Source organism: Nocardioides sp. Bht2, from assembly GCF_047308515.1.
In the GTDB taxonomy this organism is placed as follows: Bacteria; Actinomycetota; Actinomycetes; order Propionibacteriales; family Nocardioidaceae; genus Nocardioides.
Genome location: NZ_JBLBWI010000004.1, coordinates 119,860 through 135,364 on the forward strand (window position 1 = coordinate 119,860; position 15,505 = coordinate 135,364).

Annotated in this window: 17 protein-coding genes; 11 read left to right on the plus strand and 6 right to left on the minus strand. The window is 69.0% G+C overall.

Features of this window, described 5'->3' with window-relative positions; translation table 11 throughout:
* Nucleotides 1-7: 7 nt before the first annotated feature.
* From ACLM5J_RS08300 to ACLM5J_RS08310, 3 genes are all read right to left on the minus strand, one after another.
* Complete coding sequence (locus tag ACLM5J_RS08300) at nt 8-1,036, minus strand: TIGR03617 family F420-dependent LLM class oxidoreductase (protein WP_413655795.1); 1,029 nt, start codon at nt 1,034-1,036, stop codon at nt 8-10.
* Between the two features lie 82 nt (nt 1,037-1,118).
* Complete coding sequence (locus ACLM5J_RS08305) at nt 1,119-1,544, minus strand: nitroreductase family deazaflavin-dependent oxidoreductase (protein WP_413655797.1); 426 nt, start codon at nt 1,542-1,544, stop codon at nt 1,119-1,121.
* Between the two features lie 7 nt (nt 1,545-1,551).
* Nucleotides 1,552-2,325: an isocitrate lyase/PEP mutase family protein gene (locus tag ACLM5J_RS08310; protein WP_413655798.1), complete on the minus strand. Its 774-nt coding sequence runs from the start codon at nt 2,323-2,325 to the stop codon at nt 1,552-1,554.
* Nucleotides 2,326-2,428: 103 nt separating this feature from the next.
* Between ACLM5J_RS08310 and ACLM5J_RS08315 the strand changes: the two genes are divergently transcribed.
* The 4 genes from ACLM5J_RS08315 (at nt 2,429) to ACLM5J_RS08330 (ending at nt 5,277) form a co-directional block, all read left to right on the plus strand.
* Complete coding sequence (locus ACLM5J_RS08315; protein ID WP_413655799.1) at nt 2,429-3,202, plus strand: glycerophosphodiester phosphodiesterase; 774 nt, start codon at nt 2,429-2,431, stop codon at nt 3,200-3,202.
* Nucleotides 3,203-3,212: 10 nt separating this feature from the next.
* The gene (locus ACLM5J_RS08320; RefSeq protein ID WP_413655800.1) at nt 3,213-4,160 is read left to right on the plus strand and encodes a DUF5926 family protein; all 948 of its coding nucleotides are present in this window, start codon (nt 3,213-3,215) and stop codon (nt 4,158-4,160) included.
* Nucleotides 4,161-4,347: 187 nt separating this feature from the next.
* Nucleotides 4,348-4,743: a DUF4446 family protein gene (locus ACLM5J_RS08325; RefSeq protein WP_413655801.1), complete on the plus strand. Its 396-nt coding sequence runs from the start codon at nt 4,348-4,350 to the stop codon at nt 4,741-4,743.
* A 51-nt stretch (nt 4,744-4,794) separates the two neighbouring features.
* Entirely contained in the window at nt 4,795-5,277 is a 483-nt protein-coding gene (locus tag ACLM5J_RS08330) for a nitroreductase family deazaflavin-dependent oxidoreductase (protein WP_413655802.1), read from the plus strand.
* Between the two features lie 96 nt (nt 5,278-5,373).
* Here the strand turns inward: ACLM5J_RS08330 and ACLM5J_RS08335 are convergent, their stop codons facing one another.
* Entirely contained in the window at nt 5,374-6,957 is a 1,584-nt protein-coding gene (locus ACLM5J_RS08335) for a diacylglycerol kinase family protein (RefSeq protein ID WP_413655804.1), read from the minus strand.
* Between the two features lie 101 nt (nt 6,958-7,058).
* Between ACLM5J_RS08335 and serS the strand changes: the two genes are divergently transcribed.
* Genes serS through ACLM5J_RS08360 form a run of 5 tightly spaced genes read left to right on the plus strand, consistent with a single transcriptional unit; the run spans nt 7,059 to nt 11,145 of the window.
* Nucleotides 7,059-8,360: a serine--tRNA ligase gene (serS, locus tag ACLM5J_RS08340; protein ID WP_413655806.1), complete on the plus strand. Its 1,302-nt coding sequence runs from the start codon at nt 7,059-7,061 to the stop codon at nt 8,358-8,360.
* Between the two features lie 17 nt (nt 8,361-8,377).
* On the plus strand, nt 8,378-9,178 hold the full coding sequence (locus ACLM5J_RS08345) for an HAD family hydrolase (RefSeq protein ID WP_413655972.1): 801 nt from the start codon (nt 8,378-8,380) through the stop codon (nt 9,176-9,178).
* Nucleotides 9,175-9,675 carry a GNAT family N-acetyltransferase gene (locus tag ACLM5J_RS08350; protein ID WP_413655808.1) on the plus strand — a complete coding sequence of 167 codons (501 nt, stop codon included), beginning with the start codon at nt 9,175-9,177 and terminating at the stop codon, nt 9,673-9,675. Before ACLM5J_RS08345 ends, ACLM5J_RS08350 begins: the two co-directional genes overlap by 4 nt.
* Complete coding sequence (locus tag ACLM5J_RS08355; RefSeq protein WP_413655810.1) at nt 9,672-10,466, plus strand: HAD family hydrolase; 795 nt, start codon at nt 9,672-9,674, stop codon at nt 10,464-10,466. The genes ACLM5J_RS08350 and ACLM5J_RS08355 overlap by 4 nt, the downstream gene beginning before the upstream one ends.
* Nucleotides 10,467-10,521: 55 nt before the next feature.
* On the plus strand, nt 10,522-11,145 hold the full coding sequence (locus ACLM5J_RS08360; RefSeq protein WP_413655812.1) for a hypothetical protein: 624 nt from the start codon (nt 10,522-10,524) through the stop codon (nt 11,143-11,145).
* Nucleotides 11,146-11,235: 90 nt separating this feature from the next.
* Here ACLM5J_RS08360 and ACLM5J_RS08365 read toward each other — a convergent pair whose 3' ends face one another.
* Nucleotides 11,236-11,985, minus strand: coding sequence for an SDR family oxidoreductase (locus tag ACLM5J_RS08365; RefSeq protein WP_413655814.1), 750 nt, complete (start codon nt 11,983-11,985; stop codon nt 11,236-11,238).
* A 125-nt stretch (nt 11,986-12,110) separates the two neighbouring features.
* Nucleotides 12,111-13,421, minus strand: a complete 1,311-nt coding sequence (locus tag ACLM5J_RS08370; protein ID WP_413655816.1) for a uracil-xanthine permease family protein — start codon at nt 13,419-13,421, stop codon at nt 12,111-12,113.
* Nucleotides 13,422-13,574: 153 nt separating this feature from the next.
* On the opposite strand from ACLM5J_RS08370, the gene ACLM5J_RS08375 reads away from it, so the two are divergent.
* Together ACLM5J_RS08375 and ACLM5J_RS08380 are read left to right on the plus strand one after the other, a co-directional pair.
* Entirely contained in the window at nt 13,575-14,009 is a 435-nt protein-coding gene (locus ACLM5J_RS08375) for a hypothetical protein (RefSeq protein WP_413655818.1), read from the plus strand.
* Nucleotides 14,010-14,127: 118 nt separating this feature from the next.
* On the plus strand, nt 14,128-15,402 hold the full coding sequence (locus tag ACLM5J_RS08380; RefSeq protein ID WP_413655975.1) for a hypothetical protein: 1,275 nt from the start codon (nt 14,128-14,130) through the stop codon (nt 15,400-15,402).
* Nucleotides 15,403-15,505: the final 103 nt, after the last annotated feature.

Below are 15,505 nucleotides of genomic sequence, written 5' to 3' on the forward strand. Positions count from 1 at the left end.
CAGCGGCTCAGCGGCCAGGGATCTCCCGGCACCCAGCCACCAGCGCGCGGAACGCGTCGTCGTCAGTGCCCGGTGCGGGGGCAGCGAGGACGAGTCCGTCGCACAGGCCGGCGTACCAGGAGTTCAGCAGCTCGGGCATCTGGGCGTAGGTGCCCTGCGGGACCAGGGTGGCGATGACCTCGTCGGTGAGGTGGTCGGCCAGGCCGGCCCATTCCTGGGCCTGCGCCATCGCGCTCAGTGCTTCGCCGAGGCCGGCGAGGCCGAAGGCTTCGAGCTGACGACGGTAGGCCGGGGTGCTGTAGAGGAAGGCCAGCTCGGAGCGGCGCGCTTCGCGCTGGGCCGCCAGCGTGGCCTGGTCGGGCGCCAGGACCGGCTGCGGCCCCGCCACGATCCGCGGCAGGTCACTCCGGCCCGCTGCCGTCGCCCCGCGCTCCAGCGCAGGGATCGTGTGGTCGTTCAGCATCCGCGGGTGCGACGTCGTCGGGTGAGCGACGAAGCCGTCGGACCGGGCGCCGGCCAACGCCGTCATCCGGGCGTTGACGCCCCCGGTCCAGATGCTTGGTGCCGCGTGGTCGAGCGGCCCGGGGTTGAAGTACGGCTGGAGCCGGGTGAACTGGTAGTGGCTGCCCTGGTGGTTCAGCTCGGCGCCGGTCTGGAAACTCGTGAAGATCGCCCGCAGCGAGTCGATGTAGTCGCCCAGCTGCGCCACCGGATCGGTCCACGGCATCGAGTACCGGCCGACGATGTTGCCGCGTACCTGGGAGGCGACACCGAGTTGGAACCGGCCGCCCGAGAACCGGGACAGGTCCCATGCCGCGACCGCCGTCACCATCGGGCTCCGTGGGAACGCCAGCACCATGCTGGTTCGCACCACCAGCCGTGAGGTGGCCTGCAACGCCAAGGTGGCTACCGAGAACGGGTCGTGGATCGTCTCCGGCACATGCAAGGTGTCGAACCCGAGGGCTTCGACCCGGCGTGCCACGGCTGCCACTTCGGCAAGCTCGATCCGACCTGGCAGTGAGGCGACGATCTCCACGCCCGCATCGTAGGCACCAAATACCCACAACGCCGTCCTCCGGTGTCATCAGGTGACACCGGAGGACGGCGTTGTCGCTCGGTCAGGAGCGCTCGAGCAGGAAGACCGGGATCTCGCGGTCCGTCTTGGTGGCGTACTCGGCGTACGGCGGGAACGCCTCGACGGCGCGGGGCCACCACTCGGCGCGCTCCTCGGCGTTGGCCAGCCGCGCGGTGTAGGTGTGCGGCTCGGGGCCGTCCTGGAGTTGGACCTCAGGGTCCGCGATGAAGTTCTGGTACCACTCAGGATTCTCCGGGGCACCGCCCTTGGAGGCGACGGCCGCGTAGACGCCGTCCTTCTCCACGCGCATCACCGGGTTCTTCCGCAGGTACCCGGACTTGTGACCGACCGAGGTGATCACCACGATCGGCATCCCGTTGATGGTGTTGCCCTTGGCTCCACCGGTGCGTTCGTAAAGCTCGACCTGATCGCGGACCCACTTCTGGGCGCTCGGTACGTATTCGCTCATGTCCGGCTCAACCCCGCCAGCGGTCGAGCCATTCCGCGGAGACCTTGGTCAACGCCATCTGCCAGGTCGGGCCGAACGAGATCCGGCCGGCGCCGGCTCGGCGGTACATCGCCAGATCGTCGACGTCGGGACGCGCGATCGCGTTGACCGGCGCAGGTAGCTCGGCGCAGATCTTGGCCAGCGTCGCCTCGTCGTGGAAGGCGACCGGGTAGAGGGCGGACGCACCCGCCTCGGCGCAGAGCCGCATCCGGGCGATCGCCTCGTCGACCCGGCTGGCCTCGTCGCCGTACTTGCCCTTGAACCAGTCGGTGCGGGCGTTGATCACCAGGTTGACGCCCGAGCGGTCGGCGGCGGCGCGCATCCCTGCGACGTACTCGGCGTGCTCCTCGGCCGAGCGGAGTCGGCCACCCTCGGAGTGGACGGTGTCCTCGATGTTGAGGCCGACCGCGCCCGCGCCCAGGACACCGCCGACGACGGCGGCCGGGTCGAGGCCATAGCCCGCCTCGACGTCGACCGAGACCGGCAGGTCGACGGCGCGGGTGATCTGTTCGACCCGGGTCAGGAGTTCGGTGAAGGCCATCCCCTCACCGTCGGCACGGCCCAACGAGTCGGCGACCGGGTGGCTACCGACGGTGAGGCCGGAGAATCCGGCCTCGGCGGCGACCTTCGCCGACCAGGCGTCCCAGACGGTCGGTAGCACCACGGGGTTCCCGGGCTGGTGCAGGGCGAGGAGGTCGTTGGCGAGTTCTTGGTTCGACTTGCGGTCTGCTCCGTCGGTCATGTCTTCCAACATAGACTCCTGCGCCCAAACCCGGGAGCCCCCTGATCGCGGCGATCGGCGGGTCGGGGTCGGCCCACGGAGCGGGCAGGCAGATGATGTCCGCATGCAGGTCGTTGCTCACCGGGGTGCCAGTTACGAGATCGCCGAGCACACCACGGATGCGTACCGTGAAGCGATCCGGCTGGGCGCAGACGGTCTGGAGTGCGACGTCCGGCTGACCGCGGACGGCCACCTGGTCTGCGTCCACGACCGTGACCTGCGGCGGACGGCGGCGTCGCGCGGCGTCATCTCGGCGATGACCCTGGAGGAGCTCAACGCCTTCGACCTGGCCAGCTGGAAGGAGCCGTGGCGCGACCTCGACGATGAGGCGCCGATCCTCGAGCCGGACCGCGGCAAAGTACTGACGCTGCGCAAGTTGATGCAGATGGTGGCCGACGCCGACCGTCGGGTGGAGTTGGCGATCGAGACCAAGCACCCGACCCGGTACGGCGGACTGGTGGAGCGTCGCGTGGCGCACCTGCTCGACGAGTTCGGTTGGACCGGCTCGGACTCCCCGGCGCGGGTGATGAGCTTCTCCTTCACCGCGTTGCAGCGGATGCAGAAGCTGGCGCCCAAGGTGCAGTTGGTGCAGTTGATCGACAAGGCCCACCACTGGCCGATGCTGCGCCGGATCGTCGATCCGAGTTGGATCATGGGCCCGGGGATCGGCGAGCTGCGCGACCATCCCGGGCTGGGCAAGCACCTCAACCTGCACGGTCGCCGGATCCATGTCTGGACGGTGAACACCCGAGAGGAGCTGGAGCTCTGTGAGTCTCTCGGGGTCGAGGCGGTCATTTCCGACCGCCCGGGCTACATCATGGGGCTGTTGCGCAGGTAGCCTGCGCGCCATGGGTAAGCGCTCACGCAACAAGGGCCGAGAGGCCGTCGCCACCGCCGAGGGTGAGGTCGGTCCTCGCCAGCCGTGCCCCTGCGGGTCCGGTCGCCGCTACAAGGCGTGCCACGGTGCCAGCGATGGCCCGCCGCCGGTCTTCAACGCCCGGCCCTTCGGCCCGTACGCCGGTGAGTGCGACCTGATCGCCCTGCGCGAACTGGTCCCGGCCGCGACGGCGCCGCTCACCCTCTCCGAGGCCAGCGGCCACGCGGGCAAGGTGATCCGACTGAACAGCCTGCTGCCCGGCGCGGCCCCCGCGATGGTCCGCGACTCCGGTGAGATCTGGCTGGGACTGCAGGTGCAGCACAACTTCGGCGACCCGGGCCGTGACCTGGGTGCGGTCCTGCTCAAGGCGCTCGACTCCGAGGCCGGTGTCGTCGGCCTGACCGAGGCGCCGGGCGAGGGTCCGCGCTTCACCGACCTCGTCGTCGACGAGCCGCTGGAGGTGACCGTCCACGACGGTTTCGACTTCTGGATCAACGACCTCGAGGACCAGGGCGGCGCGATGGCAGCAGCTCTCGAGCAGGCCAACGCCGCGGCCAGCCCGACCGTGCGGCTCGACTCCGTCCACGCCGCCTACTGGACCCGTCTGGGCGCCAAGGAGCACCTGCGTTGGGTGATGCCGGAGCCGGAGGACGACCTGCTCGCGGGCCTGGCCCGGCTCCACGTCAGCGGCGACGACGTGATCGCTGACGGCGCTCGCCTGGTGGGGATGTTCCGGGCGCACGGCCTGCTGGTCCCGGTCTGGGACCTGCCGGTCGGCACCGGTGCCGAGGTGCTCGAGGAGTCGGCTGCCGCGTTCGCCCGGGCGCTCGTCGACGCCGTCGCCGCCGGCCCGGAGTTGACCGCCGAGGAGCGCGCCGCGCGGTCTGGTCTGGCGAACCGGCAAGTAACCATCCGTTGAGACGAAAAGTGTCCGCCTATTGCGCAACTTCGGTTGTGTGAAGTTGCGTCTTGCAATAGGTTTTGAGGTGCCCGGTCGTTGTTGTATCCCCCGTCAACAGCGGCCGGGCTTCTCTCATTTTTAAGTGACTCGCGGGTAGCTGCGCCTCGCCGAACTTCGGCCCTCAGGTCCACTAGGCTTGCCGATCATGTCGACCGCCCTCGCTGCCCTCGCCCTGGTCATCGCCGTAGCGGCGCTGGTGCTCACGCTGCGTCGTTCGACGTTGCCGGGGAGCGCCGCGACGTCGGCAGAAGGCTTGCCCGGTGACGTCGAGGGGTTGCGCCGCGAGGTCGCCGCGCTGCGTGCCGAAGGCCACGAGATGCTGCGCCACCTCGCCGTCGTCCGCTACGACGCGTTCGGCGACATGGGCGGTCACCTCAGTTGGTCGTTGGCGCTGCTCGACGACTCCGGCGACGGGGTCCTGTTGACCTCGATCCACGGCCGCTCCGAGGCCCGCACCTACGCCAAGAACGTGCAGGGCTGGAGTAGCGAGACCCAGCTGTCGCCCGAAGAGGCTGAGGCGATCGAGCACGCCCGGCCGTAACTGGCCGAAAGCTGTGCGCCCTCGGACGCTCGGCACGTAGGCTCACCGCCCATGTACGCCCTGTATGCCCGCATTGTGCGCCCGTTGGCGATCCTGATCGGGAGTCAGCCCTGGCTGCCGAAGATCAACCACCAGCTGGTGGGTGTCGACAAACGGTTGCAACGGCTGACCCGTGGCCGCGTCGGCCTGGTCGCGATCGCCGGTCTGCCAGGGCTGATGCTCACCGTGCGTGGCGCCAAGAGCGGTCTGCAGCGGAGCACTCCGCTGCTCTGCGTGCCGCACGAGGGCGGCTGGCTGATCGCAGGTTCGAACTGGGGCCACCCCAAGCCGCCGGCCTGGGTGAGCAACCTGGCTGCCGCCACCGAGGCGCAGGTCAACTTCGGTGGCCGGGACTACGCCGTCGTGCCGCATGAGGTGCAGGGTGCCGACTACGACCGACTGTGGGCCGTGATGAACCGGACCTGGCCGAACTACGCGAAGTACGCGCGCCGTACCGACCGTCGAATCCGGGTCTTCCAGCTGACGCCGGCCTGACCTAGTGGCCCGTGTCGGGAAGTTGTTGGGCGGTTGGCGCGCTCGGTGCACGCACCCCGAGCACGCCAACCATCCCAGAACCACCGACACACGCCACTAGCGCGGTACCCGCACCAGCAGTCGGCCGTGCACGCACTCCATGACGAGTTCGCGGCCGGGGCCGATCGAGTCGCCGTCGAGCTGGCGCGGGGTGTCGCTGGCGGCACGGACCACGACCTTGCGGCCGGTCATCCGGTCCAGCGTCTCGTCGGTCTTGTTCCGCTTGGCCATCACCCGCCACACGATCGGCAGCCAGGACAGGAATCGCTTCGGGTGCAGCAGCACCACATCGATGACGCCGTCGTCGATGGTGGCGTCCGGGAGCAGGGGCATCCCGGCCTGCAGGAAGCCGACGTTGCCGACCACCACGGTCCGTGCGCGGTGCTTGGTGAAGGGCTGGTCGTCGACCGAGATCTCGACGCGCACCGCGGGGAACATCAGGGACTTCATCCCGGAGAGCACGTAGGCCAGCCAGCCGACCTTCTTCTTGATGTCCTCGTTGACGCCCTCCATGATCGCGGCGTCGAAGCCCATCCCGGCCATCACCATGAAGTGGGTGCGCTCGAAGCCGTCACCGGAGACGTCGACCATGTCGATGGCGCGGTCCTGGCCGGTCAGCGCGACGTCGATCGCCGAGCGGATGTAGAGCGGGATGTCGAGGTTGCGGGCCAGCAGGTTGCCGGTGCCGGCCGGCACGATGCCTACCGGGATACCGGTCCCGGCAAGCTCGGCGCAGACCTCACGAACGGTGCCGTCGCCGCCGCAGACGATGACCAGATCGGCGCCCGCCACCGACGCCGCGTGCGCCATCCCGGTGCCCGGGTCCTCGACGGTGGTGAGGTGCCAGACCGGCTCGTTCCAGCCGCCCTCGGCCGCCATCGCGCCGACGATCGCCTGGAACTGGCCGACGTCGTCGACCTTGATCGGGTTCAACACCACGTGCAGGTCGCGGCTCGACGCCGGGACCGAGGCGACCACCGGGATCTCAGCCGCTTCGACCTGGAGCTTCGGCTGCGGGGAGAAGAGCGCCAGACCGACCAGGATGCAGACGATCGAGACCAGTGCGCCGGCCACCACGTCGGAGGGGAAGTGGCGCCCCAGGTGGATCCGGTCGGCGAAGACGAGCAGCACCAGGAGGACCAGCAGCACGGTCACCGTGTGACGTGCCGAGGCGCGGCGCAGGAACATCTGGCTGAGCACCAGCAGGACACCGGCGATCGCCACGATGTAGGTGGCGTGCCCGGACGGATAGGAGCCGTTCGTGTACTGCTCGGTGAGCACGTGCCAACTCGGTCGATCACGGTCGACCAGCCACTTCATCAGGTGCGTGATCGCCGAGGAACCGGCCACCACCCCGACCGTGTAGATCGCGGCCCGCCGCTGGCCTTTGGTCAACAGGATCACCGCGATCAGCGCGGTGGCGATCACCGCGGCGATCGTGTCGGTCGCGGTCTCGACGATCTGCAACGCATCGACCAACCCGTCGTACTGCCGGGTCCAGTCGGTGAGCTCGGTGGAGACGTCGACGTCGAAGGTGATCAACCGCTGCCACTCGCCGACGACCAGTGCCGTGAGCAGTGCCAGCAGGCCGGTGAAGATCGAAGCCCAGGTCAACAACCAGGCACGGGAGCGGTCGATCACGTCAGTCCATCCATCGTCAAGCAAACATCTAGGGGTCGCCCAGCAGTATGCCCCGCCGGGGCGCGCAGGTTCCCTTCGACGCTGCCGATAGCCTAGGAGCCATGATCGATCCTCGCCTGCTTCGCGACGAACCCGACCGTGTCCGTGCTGCCCAGCTCAAGCGTGGACTCTCTGACGAGGTGGTCGACCGGGCGCTCGCTGCCGACGTCGCCCGACGCGAGGCGATCGTCTCCTTCGAGGCGAAGCGCGCGGAGCAGAAGCAGCTGGGCAAGCTGGTCGCCAAGGCGCAGGGCGAGGAGAAGGCCGAACTACTGGCCCGCACCAAGGCGCTCGCCGCTGAGGTGAAGGCCGCCGAGGCCACCCAGAACGAGGCCGAGGAGGCCTGGAACGCCGCTCTGCGCAGCATCCCGAACCTCGCCTCCGACCACACCCCCGAGGGCGGCGAGGACGACTTCGTCGTCATCGAGACCGTCGGTACCCCACGCGACTTCGCCGCCGAGGGCTTCGAGCCGCGCGACCACATCGAGCTGGGCAAGATGCTCGGCGCGATCGACCTGGAGCGGGGCGCGAAGGTCAGCGGCAGCCGCTTCTACTTCCTCACCGGCATCGGGGCGCAGCTCGAGCGCGCGCTGGTGAACATGGCGATGGACCAGGCTCGCGAGGCCGGGTTCACCGAGGTGATCGCTCCCGCCCTGGTGAAGCCGCGGGCGATGGAGGGCACCGGATTCCTCGGCCAGGCCGCCGACGACGTCTACCGGATCGAGGGCGAGGACCTCTACCTGGTCGGCACCTCGGAGGTCCCGATGGCGGCCTACCACAGCGACGAGATCCTCGACGCCGAGACGTTCCCCCTGCGTTACGCCGCGTTCAGCCCGTGCTTCCGCAAGGAGGCAGGCTCGCACGGTAAGGACACCAAGGGAATCATCCGGGTGCATTGGTTCGACAAGGTGGAGATGTTCATCTACACGACCCTTGAGGACGCCGAGGCGGAGCACCTGCGCCTGCTCAACTGGGAGAAGGAGTTCCTCGACAAGCTGGAGCTCGCCTACCAGGTGATCGACGTCGCGGCCGGCGACCTCGGCCTCTCGGCCCAGGCCAAGTACGACTGTGAGGCGTGGATCCCGACCCAGGGCAAGTACCGCGAGCTGACCTCGACCTCGAACTGCACCGACTTCCAGACCCGCCGCCTCAACACCCGCGGCCGGTATCCGACCGGGGCCGAGGACGGCGGTACCGAGGTCCGGCCGGTGGCGACCCTGAACGGCACGCTCTGCGCGATCACCCGCACCATCGTGGCGATCCTGGAGACGCACCAGCAGGCGGACGGCTCGGTCCGGGTCCCGGTGGCGCTGCGGCCCTACCTGGGTGGCCGGGAACTGCTGGAGCCGGTGGCGCGACCGTGACCGACTGGCGCCCGAAGCTGATCGCGCTTGACATCGACGGCACCCTGCTGCGTTGGGTCGAGGGCTCCGGAACGGTGCACGGCGAGGTGGACCCGGTGGTCCGTGACGCCGTCCAGCGGGCCGCGAAAGCGGGCGCCTACGTGGTCCTGGCGAGTGGCCGCTCCCTGCATGGGATGACGCCGATCGCCGACCAGCTCGGGCTGCCGCACGACGATGAACGGCTCTGGGTGGTCGCCTCCAACGGTGCGGTGGTGCTGCGCTACCCGCCGATCGAGGTGGTCTACGAGGAGACCTTCGACGCCTCCGCCGCGGTCCGTGACGTGCTGCGCCACCACCCGGGTGCGCTGATCGGCGTCGAGGAGCGAGGCCGTGGCTACCGGGTCAACCGGCCGTTCCCGCCGGGCGAGCTCAACGGCGAGATGATCATCACCGACGTCGACGAGATGGTCGCCAAGCCGGTCAGCCGCGTCATCGTGCGTGACCCCGAGGCCTCGGTGGAGGACTTCCAGATCCTGGCCAAGAAGCTCGGCCTGCACGGTACCGACTACGTGATCGGCTGGACCGCCTGGATGGACCTGGCTCCGGTCGGGATCTCCAAGGCGTCGGGCCTGGACCACGTCGCACGGATGCTGGAGATCGACCCGGCCGACACCCTCGCGATCGGCGACGGCCGCAACGACCTGGAGATGTTCGGTTGGGCGGGTCGCAGTGTCGCGATGGGCCAAGCGGTGCCGGAGGTCCAAGCCGCCGCGGACGCCGTCACGCTGCCGGTCGACGAGCATGGTGCCGCCGTCGAGCTCGATCGGTGGTTCGGGTGAACCAGCCAGCCGCGTTGCTGACCACAGCGCGTCTGCGGCTCCCGCTGATCACTCCGGCGCAGGCCGCAGATCTGATCGGCGGGCGCCACCACTCCAGCTTCGCCCCCGGCTTCCCGCGGCGTGACGATCTCGACGTCTGCAGCCTGGTCAAGACCGTGCAGCCCTGGGGGCCGCGGTTGGTGATCCGGGCCGTCGACGGTCTGGTCTGCGGCACGGCCGGCTTCTTCGGAGAGCCGGCGCCGGTCGACGGCGAGGCTGACGTGCTGGAGATCGAGGTGGGTTTCGGTCTGGTCCCGGACGCGCGCGGGCGGGGCGTCGCGACGGAGGCGCTGAGTGAGCTGGTCGCTGCCGCCGATGCGGCCGGCGTCCGGGTGCGGGCCAGCGTCGCCGCCGAGAACGCCGCCAGTCTGCGGGTGCTCGCCCACTGCGGTTTCACCCAGTTGCGCGGCGCCAACGAGGACGGCCACCTGGTGATGGTCCGGCCGGTGCCGCGATGAGCCGCCCGAAGCTGGTCGCCACCGACCTCGACGGCACCCTGCTCGACGCCGACGGGAACGTCAGCGACGGCACCCGCGCGGTGCTTCGGGAACTCGACGCCCAGGGTGTGCCGGTGGTCTTCGTGACCGGGCGCCCGATCCGCTGGATGGAGTCGTTGTGGAGTGAGGTCGGGGGCCACGGGCTCGCCGTCTGCTCCAACGGAGGCATCGTCTACGACGTCGACGCGCAGCAGGTGCGGAGTGCGGCCACCGTCTCCCGGGAGGTGGCGATGGTGGTCGCCGACCTGCTCCGGTCCGAGATCCCGGGCACCCACTTCGCCCTGGAGAAGACGACCGGGTTCGCACGTGAGACCGGCTTCGCGACCCGGTTCCCGGACATCCCGGACATCCCGACCGGCAGCTTCGAGGCGATCTACGACGACGCCGTGGTGAAGGTGCTCGCGCTGCACACCGAGCTGGCGCCGGAGGACTACTGGCGCCGCGGCCAGGCGCTGCTGGAGGGCATGGTCGAGGTCACCTGGTCGTCCAGCTTCCCGTTGTTGGAGATGTCGGCGCCGGGCGTCACCAAGGCCAGCACGCTGGCGGAGCTCTGCGCGGAGTTGGCGATCGACGCGGCTGACGTCGTCGCCTTCGGTGACATGCCCAACGACGTCGAGATGTTGGAGTGGGCGGGGCAGTCGTACGCGATGGCGGGTGGCCATGCGGTGGCCCGTGCGGCGGCTCGTGAGATCGCGCCGGCGCATACCGAGGACGGTGTCGCGCAGGTGCTGCGGAGGTTGTTCGACCTCTGAGGCACGCTTGCTATGAGAAGGTGTGCCCTGGTTTTCTCTGGACGTGGAGGTGAAAATGCGACGGTTCGTTGCTCAAGGAGCGTTGGCGCTGGTGGCCCTGCCGCTCGGCGCGGGCGCGGTCCCGCTCGCCTTCGACACCTCGGCGGCGGTGGCGGCTCCGGCCTGCTCGACGCCGGAGCTCACGTTGGCCCAGAAGAGCCGCCTGAACTTCGTCTTCACCGGTGAGGTGACCGACGTCGCGGTGAGCTCCAAGAACGGCAGCCAGACCAAGGTCTACTCGGTGGCGGTCGAGTCGTGGTGGAGCGGCAACGTGGGGGAGTCGGTGAAGGTCGCCTCCCCGGCGCGGGTCGCGGACTGTGGCCTGACCGGGGTCCGCGAGGGCGAGCGGTACGTCTTCTTCGCCGACAACGAGCGTGCCGGCCGGCTCCAGGCGCGCAGCTACGAGGGCACCGCACCCGCTCGGCCCTCGCTGCGCCGTGACCTGACCGCGCTGCTCGGTCAGCCCACCCCGGCGACGGCGACCGAGCCCGCACCTGTCGAACTCGACCCGACCAGCACGGTGCTCGACTCCAGCGCCCCGCCGAAGCTGGCCGACGCGATCACGCCGGCCGCGATCGGTGTCCTGGCCGGTGCGCTGCTGCTGGGCCTCGGCACGGTGTTGGGCCGCCGCGAACGCTGACCTGGCGCGCCCGGCGGCTGCCTGAGCCGATGATGGCGGTTGATCGCTGTCATCAGGTGACAGCGATCAACCGCTGTCGTGGTCGTAGGTTCAGACCAGTCGGCGCACGATGCCGAGGGGTGCGTTGCGCATCACCGCACCCAGCGGAGCCCACGGCCAACCGGGGACTCGAGCCGCGGGCTTCTCCTTCTCGATCGCGGCCACGATCGCGGAGACGCCGTCACGGGTGGAGACCATGAAGGCCGGCTTCTTCTTGATCCGCTCGTTCATCTCCGAAGCGATGTAGCCGGGGTAGATGGTGCTCACCTTGATCGGTGAGTCGGCCAGCTCCATCCGCAGACCCTCGGCGAGGTGGGCGACGCCGGCCTTGGTGGCGGCGTAGGTGGTCAGTGTCTTCGGCATGCCGCGCATCGCCGACATCGACGAGATCATCACCAGGTGCCCCGAGTTCTGGGCCCGGAAGATCTCCATCGCGGCCTCGGTCTGGGCGAGCGCGGCGACGAAGTTGGTCATCGCCGTCTCGCGGTTGGCGTCGTAGCGGCCGGTGCCCAGCGGGGCACCCTTGCCGAGACCGGCGTTGATCACGATCCGGTCGAGCGTGCCGAAGTCGGCAGCGAAGTCGGCGAAGACCCTGAAGACGGCGGCGTCGTCGGTGACGTCGAGCGCACGGATCTCGATCCGGCGTCCGGCGCTCTGGTTGAGGATCTCGTCGCGCAGCTCCTGAAGCCGCTCGGTGCGGCGCGCACAGAGCGCCAGGTCGTAGCCGAGCGCGGCGAACTGGCGGGCCATCTCCGCGCCCAGGCCGGAGCTGGCTCCGGTGATCAGAACGGTCTTCGGCATGCGTGTTCCTCACGTCGTCGGTTCTCTCCGACGTCCAGCGTAGGTGGCGCATCGGCTGCGTGTGGGACAACGACGCCGCCCGGGCCAGCAGGTCCGGACGGCGTCGTGAGGTGGTGCGGGGTGGATCAGGCGCGGTCGCCGCGGAGCCGCTCGAGCGCGTTCATGCCGTGGTAGATCACCAGGACGGCGGCGGTGCCCAGCGCGATGCCGCCGAGCTTGATGTCGCCGAACTCCAGCGCAGCATTGCCCATGCCCATCGCGATGATCAGGGCGACGGCAACCGAGAAAAGGTTCTTCTGAACGCTGAAGTCGACCTTGTTGTCGATCCACATCCGGACACCGATCAGGCCGATGATGCCGTAGAGGACGAGGGTGACGCCGCCGATGACGCCGCCCGGGATCGTGAACAGCAGCTCGCCGAACTTGGGGGAGAGCGACAGCAGGATGGCGACGATGCCGGCCACCCAGTAGGCGGCCGTCGAGAAGACGCGGGTCGCCGTCATGACGCCGATGTTCTCGCCGTACGTGGTGGTGGCCGAACCGCCTCCGAAGCCGGCGATCACGGTTGCCGCGCCATCGGCGAAGAGGGTCTTGCCGGTCAGGTCGTTGATGCTGTCGTCGCCGGTGAGGTGGGCGACGCTACGAACGTGGCCGACGTTCTCGGCGACCAGCACGAAGACGACGGGCAGGAACATCGGGATCACCGACCAGTCGACCTCGGGGGAGTTGAACTCCGGGAAGCCGATCCAATCGGCGGCCTTGACCGTCTCGAAGGAGACCATGTCGAGGCTCAGCGACGCGAGGTAGCCGGCGATGAAGCCGAGCAGGATCGCGATCCGGCCGAGTAGGCCGCGGAAGAGGGCGGCGATGATCGCGATCGCAATGACGGTGATCGCGGCGACCAGCAGGCTGTCGTTGAGCGTGACGTCGTTCTCAGGCTTGATGGTGGTCACGTTCGACCAGGAGGCCTGGGCGAGGTTGAAACCGATCAGCGCGACGATCGCACCCATCACCGCGGGCGGCATCAGCGCGTGGATCCAGCCGGTACCGACCGCGTTCACGATCAGACCGACGATCGCCAGCAGCAGACCGGTGACCATGATGCCGAAGAGCGCTGCGCCCATGCCCGGGCCGGGCGCTGCCTGGGTGCCCATCGCGGCACCGACCGGACCGAGGAACGCGAACGACGAACCGAGGTAGCTCGGCACCCGGTTCTTGGTGATGATCAGGAACAGCAGCGTGCCGACACCGGAGAAGAGCAGCGTGGTGCTGGGCGGGAAACCGGTGATCAACGGCACCAGGAAGGTGGCGCCGAACATCGCGATCACATGCTGCGCGCCGAGCCCGATGGTGCGCGGCCACGACAGCCGCTCCAGCGGCTTGACGATCGCGTCGGGGGCGACGGCTTCGCCGTCGCCGTGCTTGGTCCAGAACAAGGGTGAGCCTCCTGCAGGGATGGGAAATCCGGCCCGGTCCGGATCGTGGAGCGGACTGAGCCTAGCGATTGCCTCTCCGGCGGCCCGCGCTGGCGGCATACTGATCGCGTCTTGGGCTACGGGGGCGTAGTCGGTTCAAGCAGAGGAGTGCCGGTGCGGTGGTGTCGACGGTTGGCCGTGGCCTGCTGGCTCGGTGCTGCCGCCGCGTGGTTGGCTCAAGCGTTCGTGCCGTGGACGGCCCGCGGACCGCTCTCGCGTTCGTCGTTGCTGGACGCCGCCTCGCTGATCCAGGACCGGATCCTGGTCAGTGTTCCGTCCTGGACCGTGTGGTTGGCCCTGCTGTTGCCCGTCACCGGTGCGGCGATCGCCGTGCTCGCTCTGGTGCCCGGCGTCGTCGCCGCAACCCTGCGACCGGTGTCGGCGCTGGTCGGAACGGCAGCGGTGCTGGCGTTGCTCGATGCCCTCACCCACTTCAGGACCGACCGTTTCGGTGTCGGTTCCTGGCTCGGGATCATCGGAGTCGTCGCCGTCGTGGCCGCGGTCTCCCTGGAATGGAAGACCAGGAGTCGTCATGAAGTTCTGCCCTGAGTGTGGTGCGAGCCTCGCGCCCGAACAGCGGTTCTGTGCAAGTTGTGGCGCTGCTGTGCCGCAGGTTCCGGCTGGTGACGGAGCTCTGCCGGCGCCAGCAGGCGGCTCGTTCGAGGCGATGAGCTTCACTGGCGGCACTCCGACACCGGCGTCGAAGCGCAGGACGCCGGTACGTGGCCTGGTGATCGCGGGCGTCGGCGTTGCGGTGCTGGGTGTGGTCGGGGTAGCGGCCTGGCAGATCTTCAGCGGCGCGGACACCGGTGCTGACAAGCCCGAGGACGCCGTCACGGAGGTGCTTGCGGCGGCCGAGAGCCAGGACCCGATCGCGGCGATCCAGATGATGAATCCGACCGAATCCGCCGGTATCGACAAGGTCTACGAGCAGTTGCACCAACGGTTGGTGAAGGCGGGCGTGGCCAGCAAGGACGGCGTCTTCGAAGCTGGCGCGGTCTCGTTCGACGACGTCGACCTGCGGGTCCGCGAGCTCGGTGACGACGTCGCGATGGTCGTCGTCGAGGACGGCGTGATGAACGTCGAACTGAAGGCGTCCGAGTTTCCGGATGCGCTCTCCGGTGTCGCCGAAGGGGTGCGCCGTGAGCTGGGTGACAGTTGGACGGAGCAGGTCGACCTGGGCAGCGTTTCGGCCGACATGCGTGAGGGTGCCGGTGCGGGACTCTTCGTGATGACGGTGAAGGTGGACGGTCGTTGGCACGTCTCGCCCACTGCGACCGCCGCCGAGTATCTGGCTCGCGACTGGTTCGGTCGAGGCGGCGATTGGAGCGCCTACGACGACGGCGAGGGCCGCGATGCTGTGACTGCCGACAAGCCGGAGGACGCGTTGCGCGTGTTGGCGGACGCCGCCCGGGGCGACGACCTCGACGGGATGCTCGACGCCCTGCCGGCCGGGCAGGGCGCATTGTTGCGGCCGTTCGTCGAGCTTGCCGATCGAGAGCTTGCCGAGTACGAGGCCGGCTTCGACGTGGCGATCACCGATCAGCAGGTCCGGGCCGGTGATGAGAAGGACGGCCTGGTGCGCGTCGAGGTGGACCGGCTGGCGGGCGAGCTGAACGGCCAGGAGGGCGGCGACCCCTACCCCAACACGTTCACCCTGACCGATGCCTGCGCCTCGATCACGGCGCATCGTCCGGAGATCGACGAGAACTACACCCTGGAGGGCTGCACGCCGCAGTGGTTGGTCGACAGCAGCGGGATCAGCAAGGCGTTCGTGATGGTCCGCGAGACCGACGGCGGCTGGCAGGTCGACCCGTTCGCGACCGCCGTCGCCTGGCTCGGCGAGATCGTCGACAACTTCCCCGACAGCGAACTGGACTCCCTGATCGAGGCGATCAATGCGGGCAACACCGACGAGTGGTTCATCGACCGCCTGGGCTGACCCGCTCAATGTGAGCCCAGCGCGCTAATTCGGGTGAATTGCGAGCGCTGAGGTCACATTGAGCGGAAAAAGTCAGGGTTGACTGTTTGTTTGTTGCCGGTCA

Bases quoted from the DNA above. Each gene is read 5' to 3' on its own strand.
- ACLM5J_RS08305 (WP_413655797.1), bottom strand. From the start codon at position 1,544: ATGAGCGAATACGTACCGAGCGCCCAGAAGTGGGTCCGCGATCAGGTC.
- ACLM5J_RS08310 (WP_413655798.1), bottom strand. From the start codon at position 2,325: ATGACCGACGGAGCAGACCGCAAGTCGAACCAAGAACTCGCCAACGAC.
- ACLM5J_RS08315 (WP_413655799.1), top strand. From the start codon at position 2,429: ATGCAGGTCGTTGCTCACCGGGGTGCCAGTTACGAGATCGCCGAGCAC.
- ACLM5J_RS08320 (WP_413655800.1), top strand. From the start codon at position 3,213: ATGGGTAAGCGCTCACGCAACAAGGGCCGAGAGGCCGTCGCCACCGCC.
- ACLM5J_RS08325 (WP_413655801.1), top strand. From the start codon at position 4,348: ATGTCGACCGCCCTCGCTGCCCTCGCCCTGGTCATCGCCGTAGCGGCG.
- ACLM5J_RS08330 (WP_413655802.1), top strand. From the start codon at position 4,795: ATGTACGCCCTGTATGCCCGCATTGTGCGCCCGTTGGCGATCCTGATC.
- serS (WP_413655806.1), top strand. From the start codon at position 7,059: ATGATCGATCCTCGCCTGCTTCGCGACGAACCCGACCGTGTCCGTGCT.
- ACLM5J_RS08355 (WP_413655810.1), top strand. From the start codon at position 9,672: ATGAGCCGCCCGAAGCTGGTCGCCACCGACCTCGACGGCACCCTGCTC.
- ACLM5J_RS08360 (WP_413655812.1), top strand. From the start codon at position 10,522: ATGCGACGGTTCGTTGCTCAAGGAGCGTTGGCGCTGGTGGCCCTGCCG.
- ACLM5J_RS08365 (WP_413655814.1), bottom strand. From the start codon at position 11,985: ATGCCGAAGACCGTTCTGATCACCGGAGCCAGCTCCGGCCTGGGCGCG.
- ACLM5J_RS08380 (WP_413655975.1), top strand. From the start codon at position 14,128: ATGAGCTTCACTGGCGGCACTCCGACACCGGCGTCGAAGCGCAGGACG.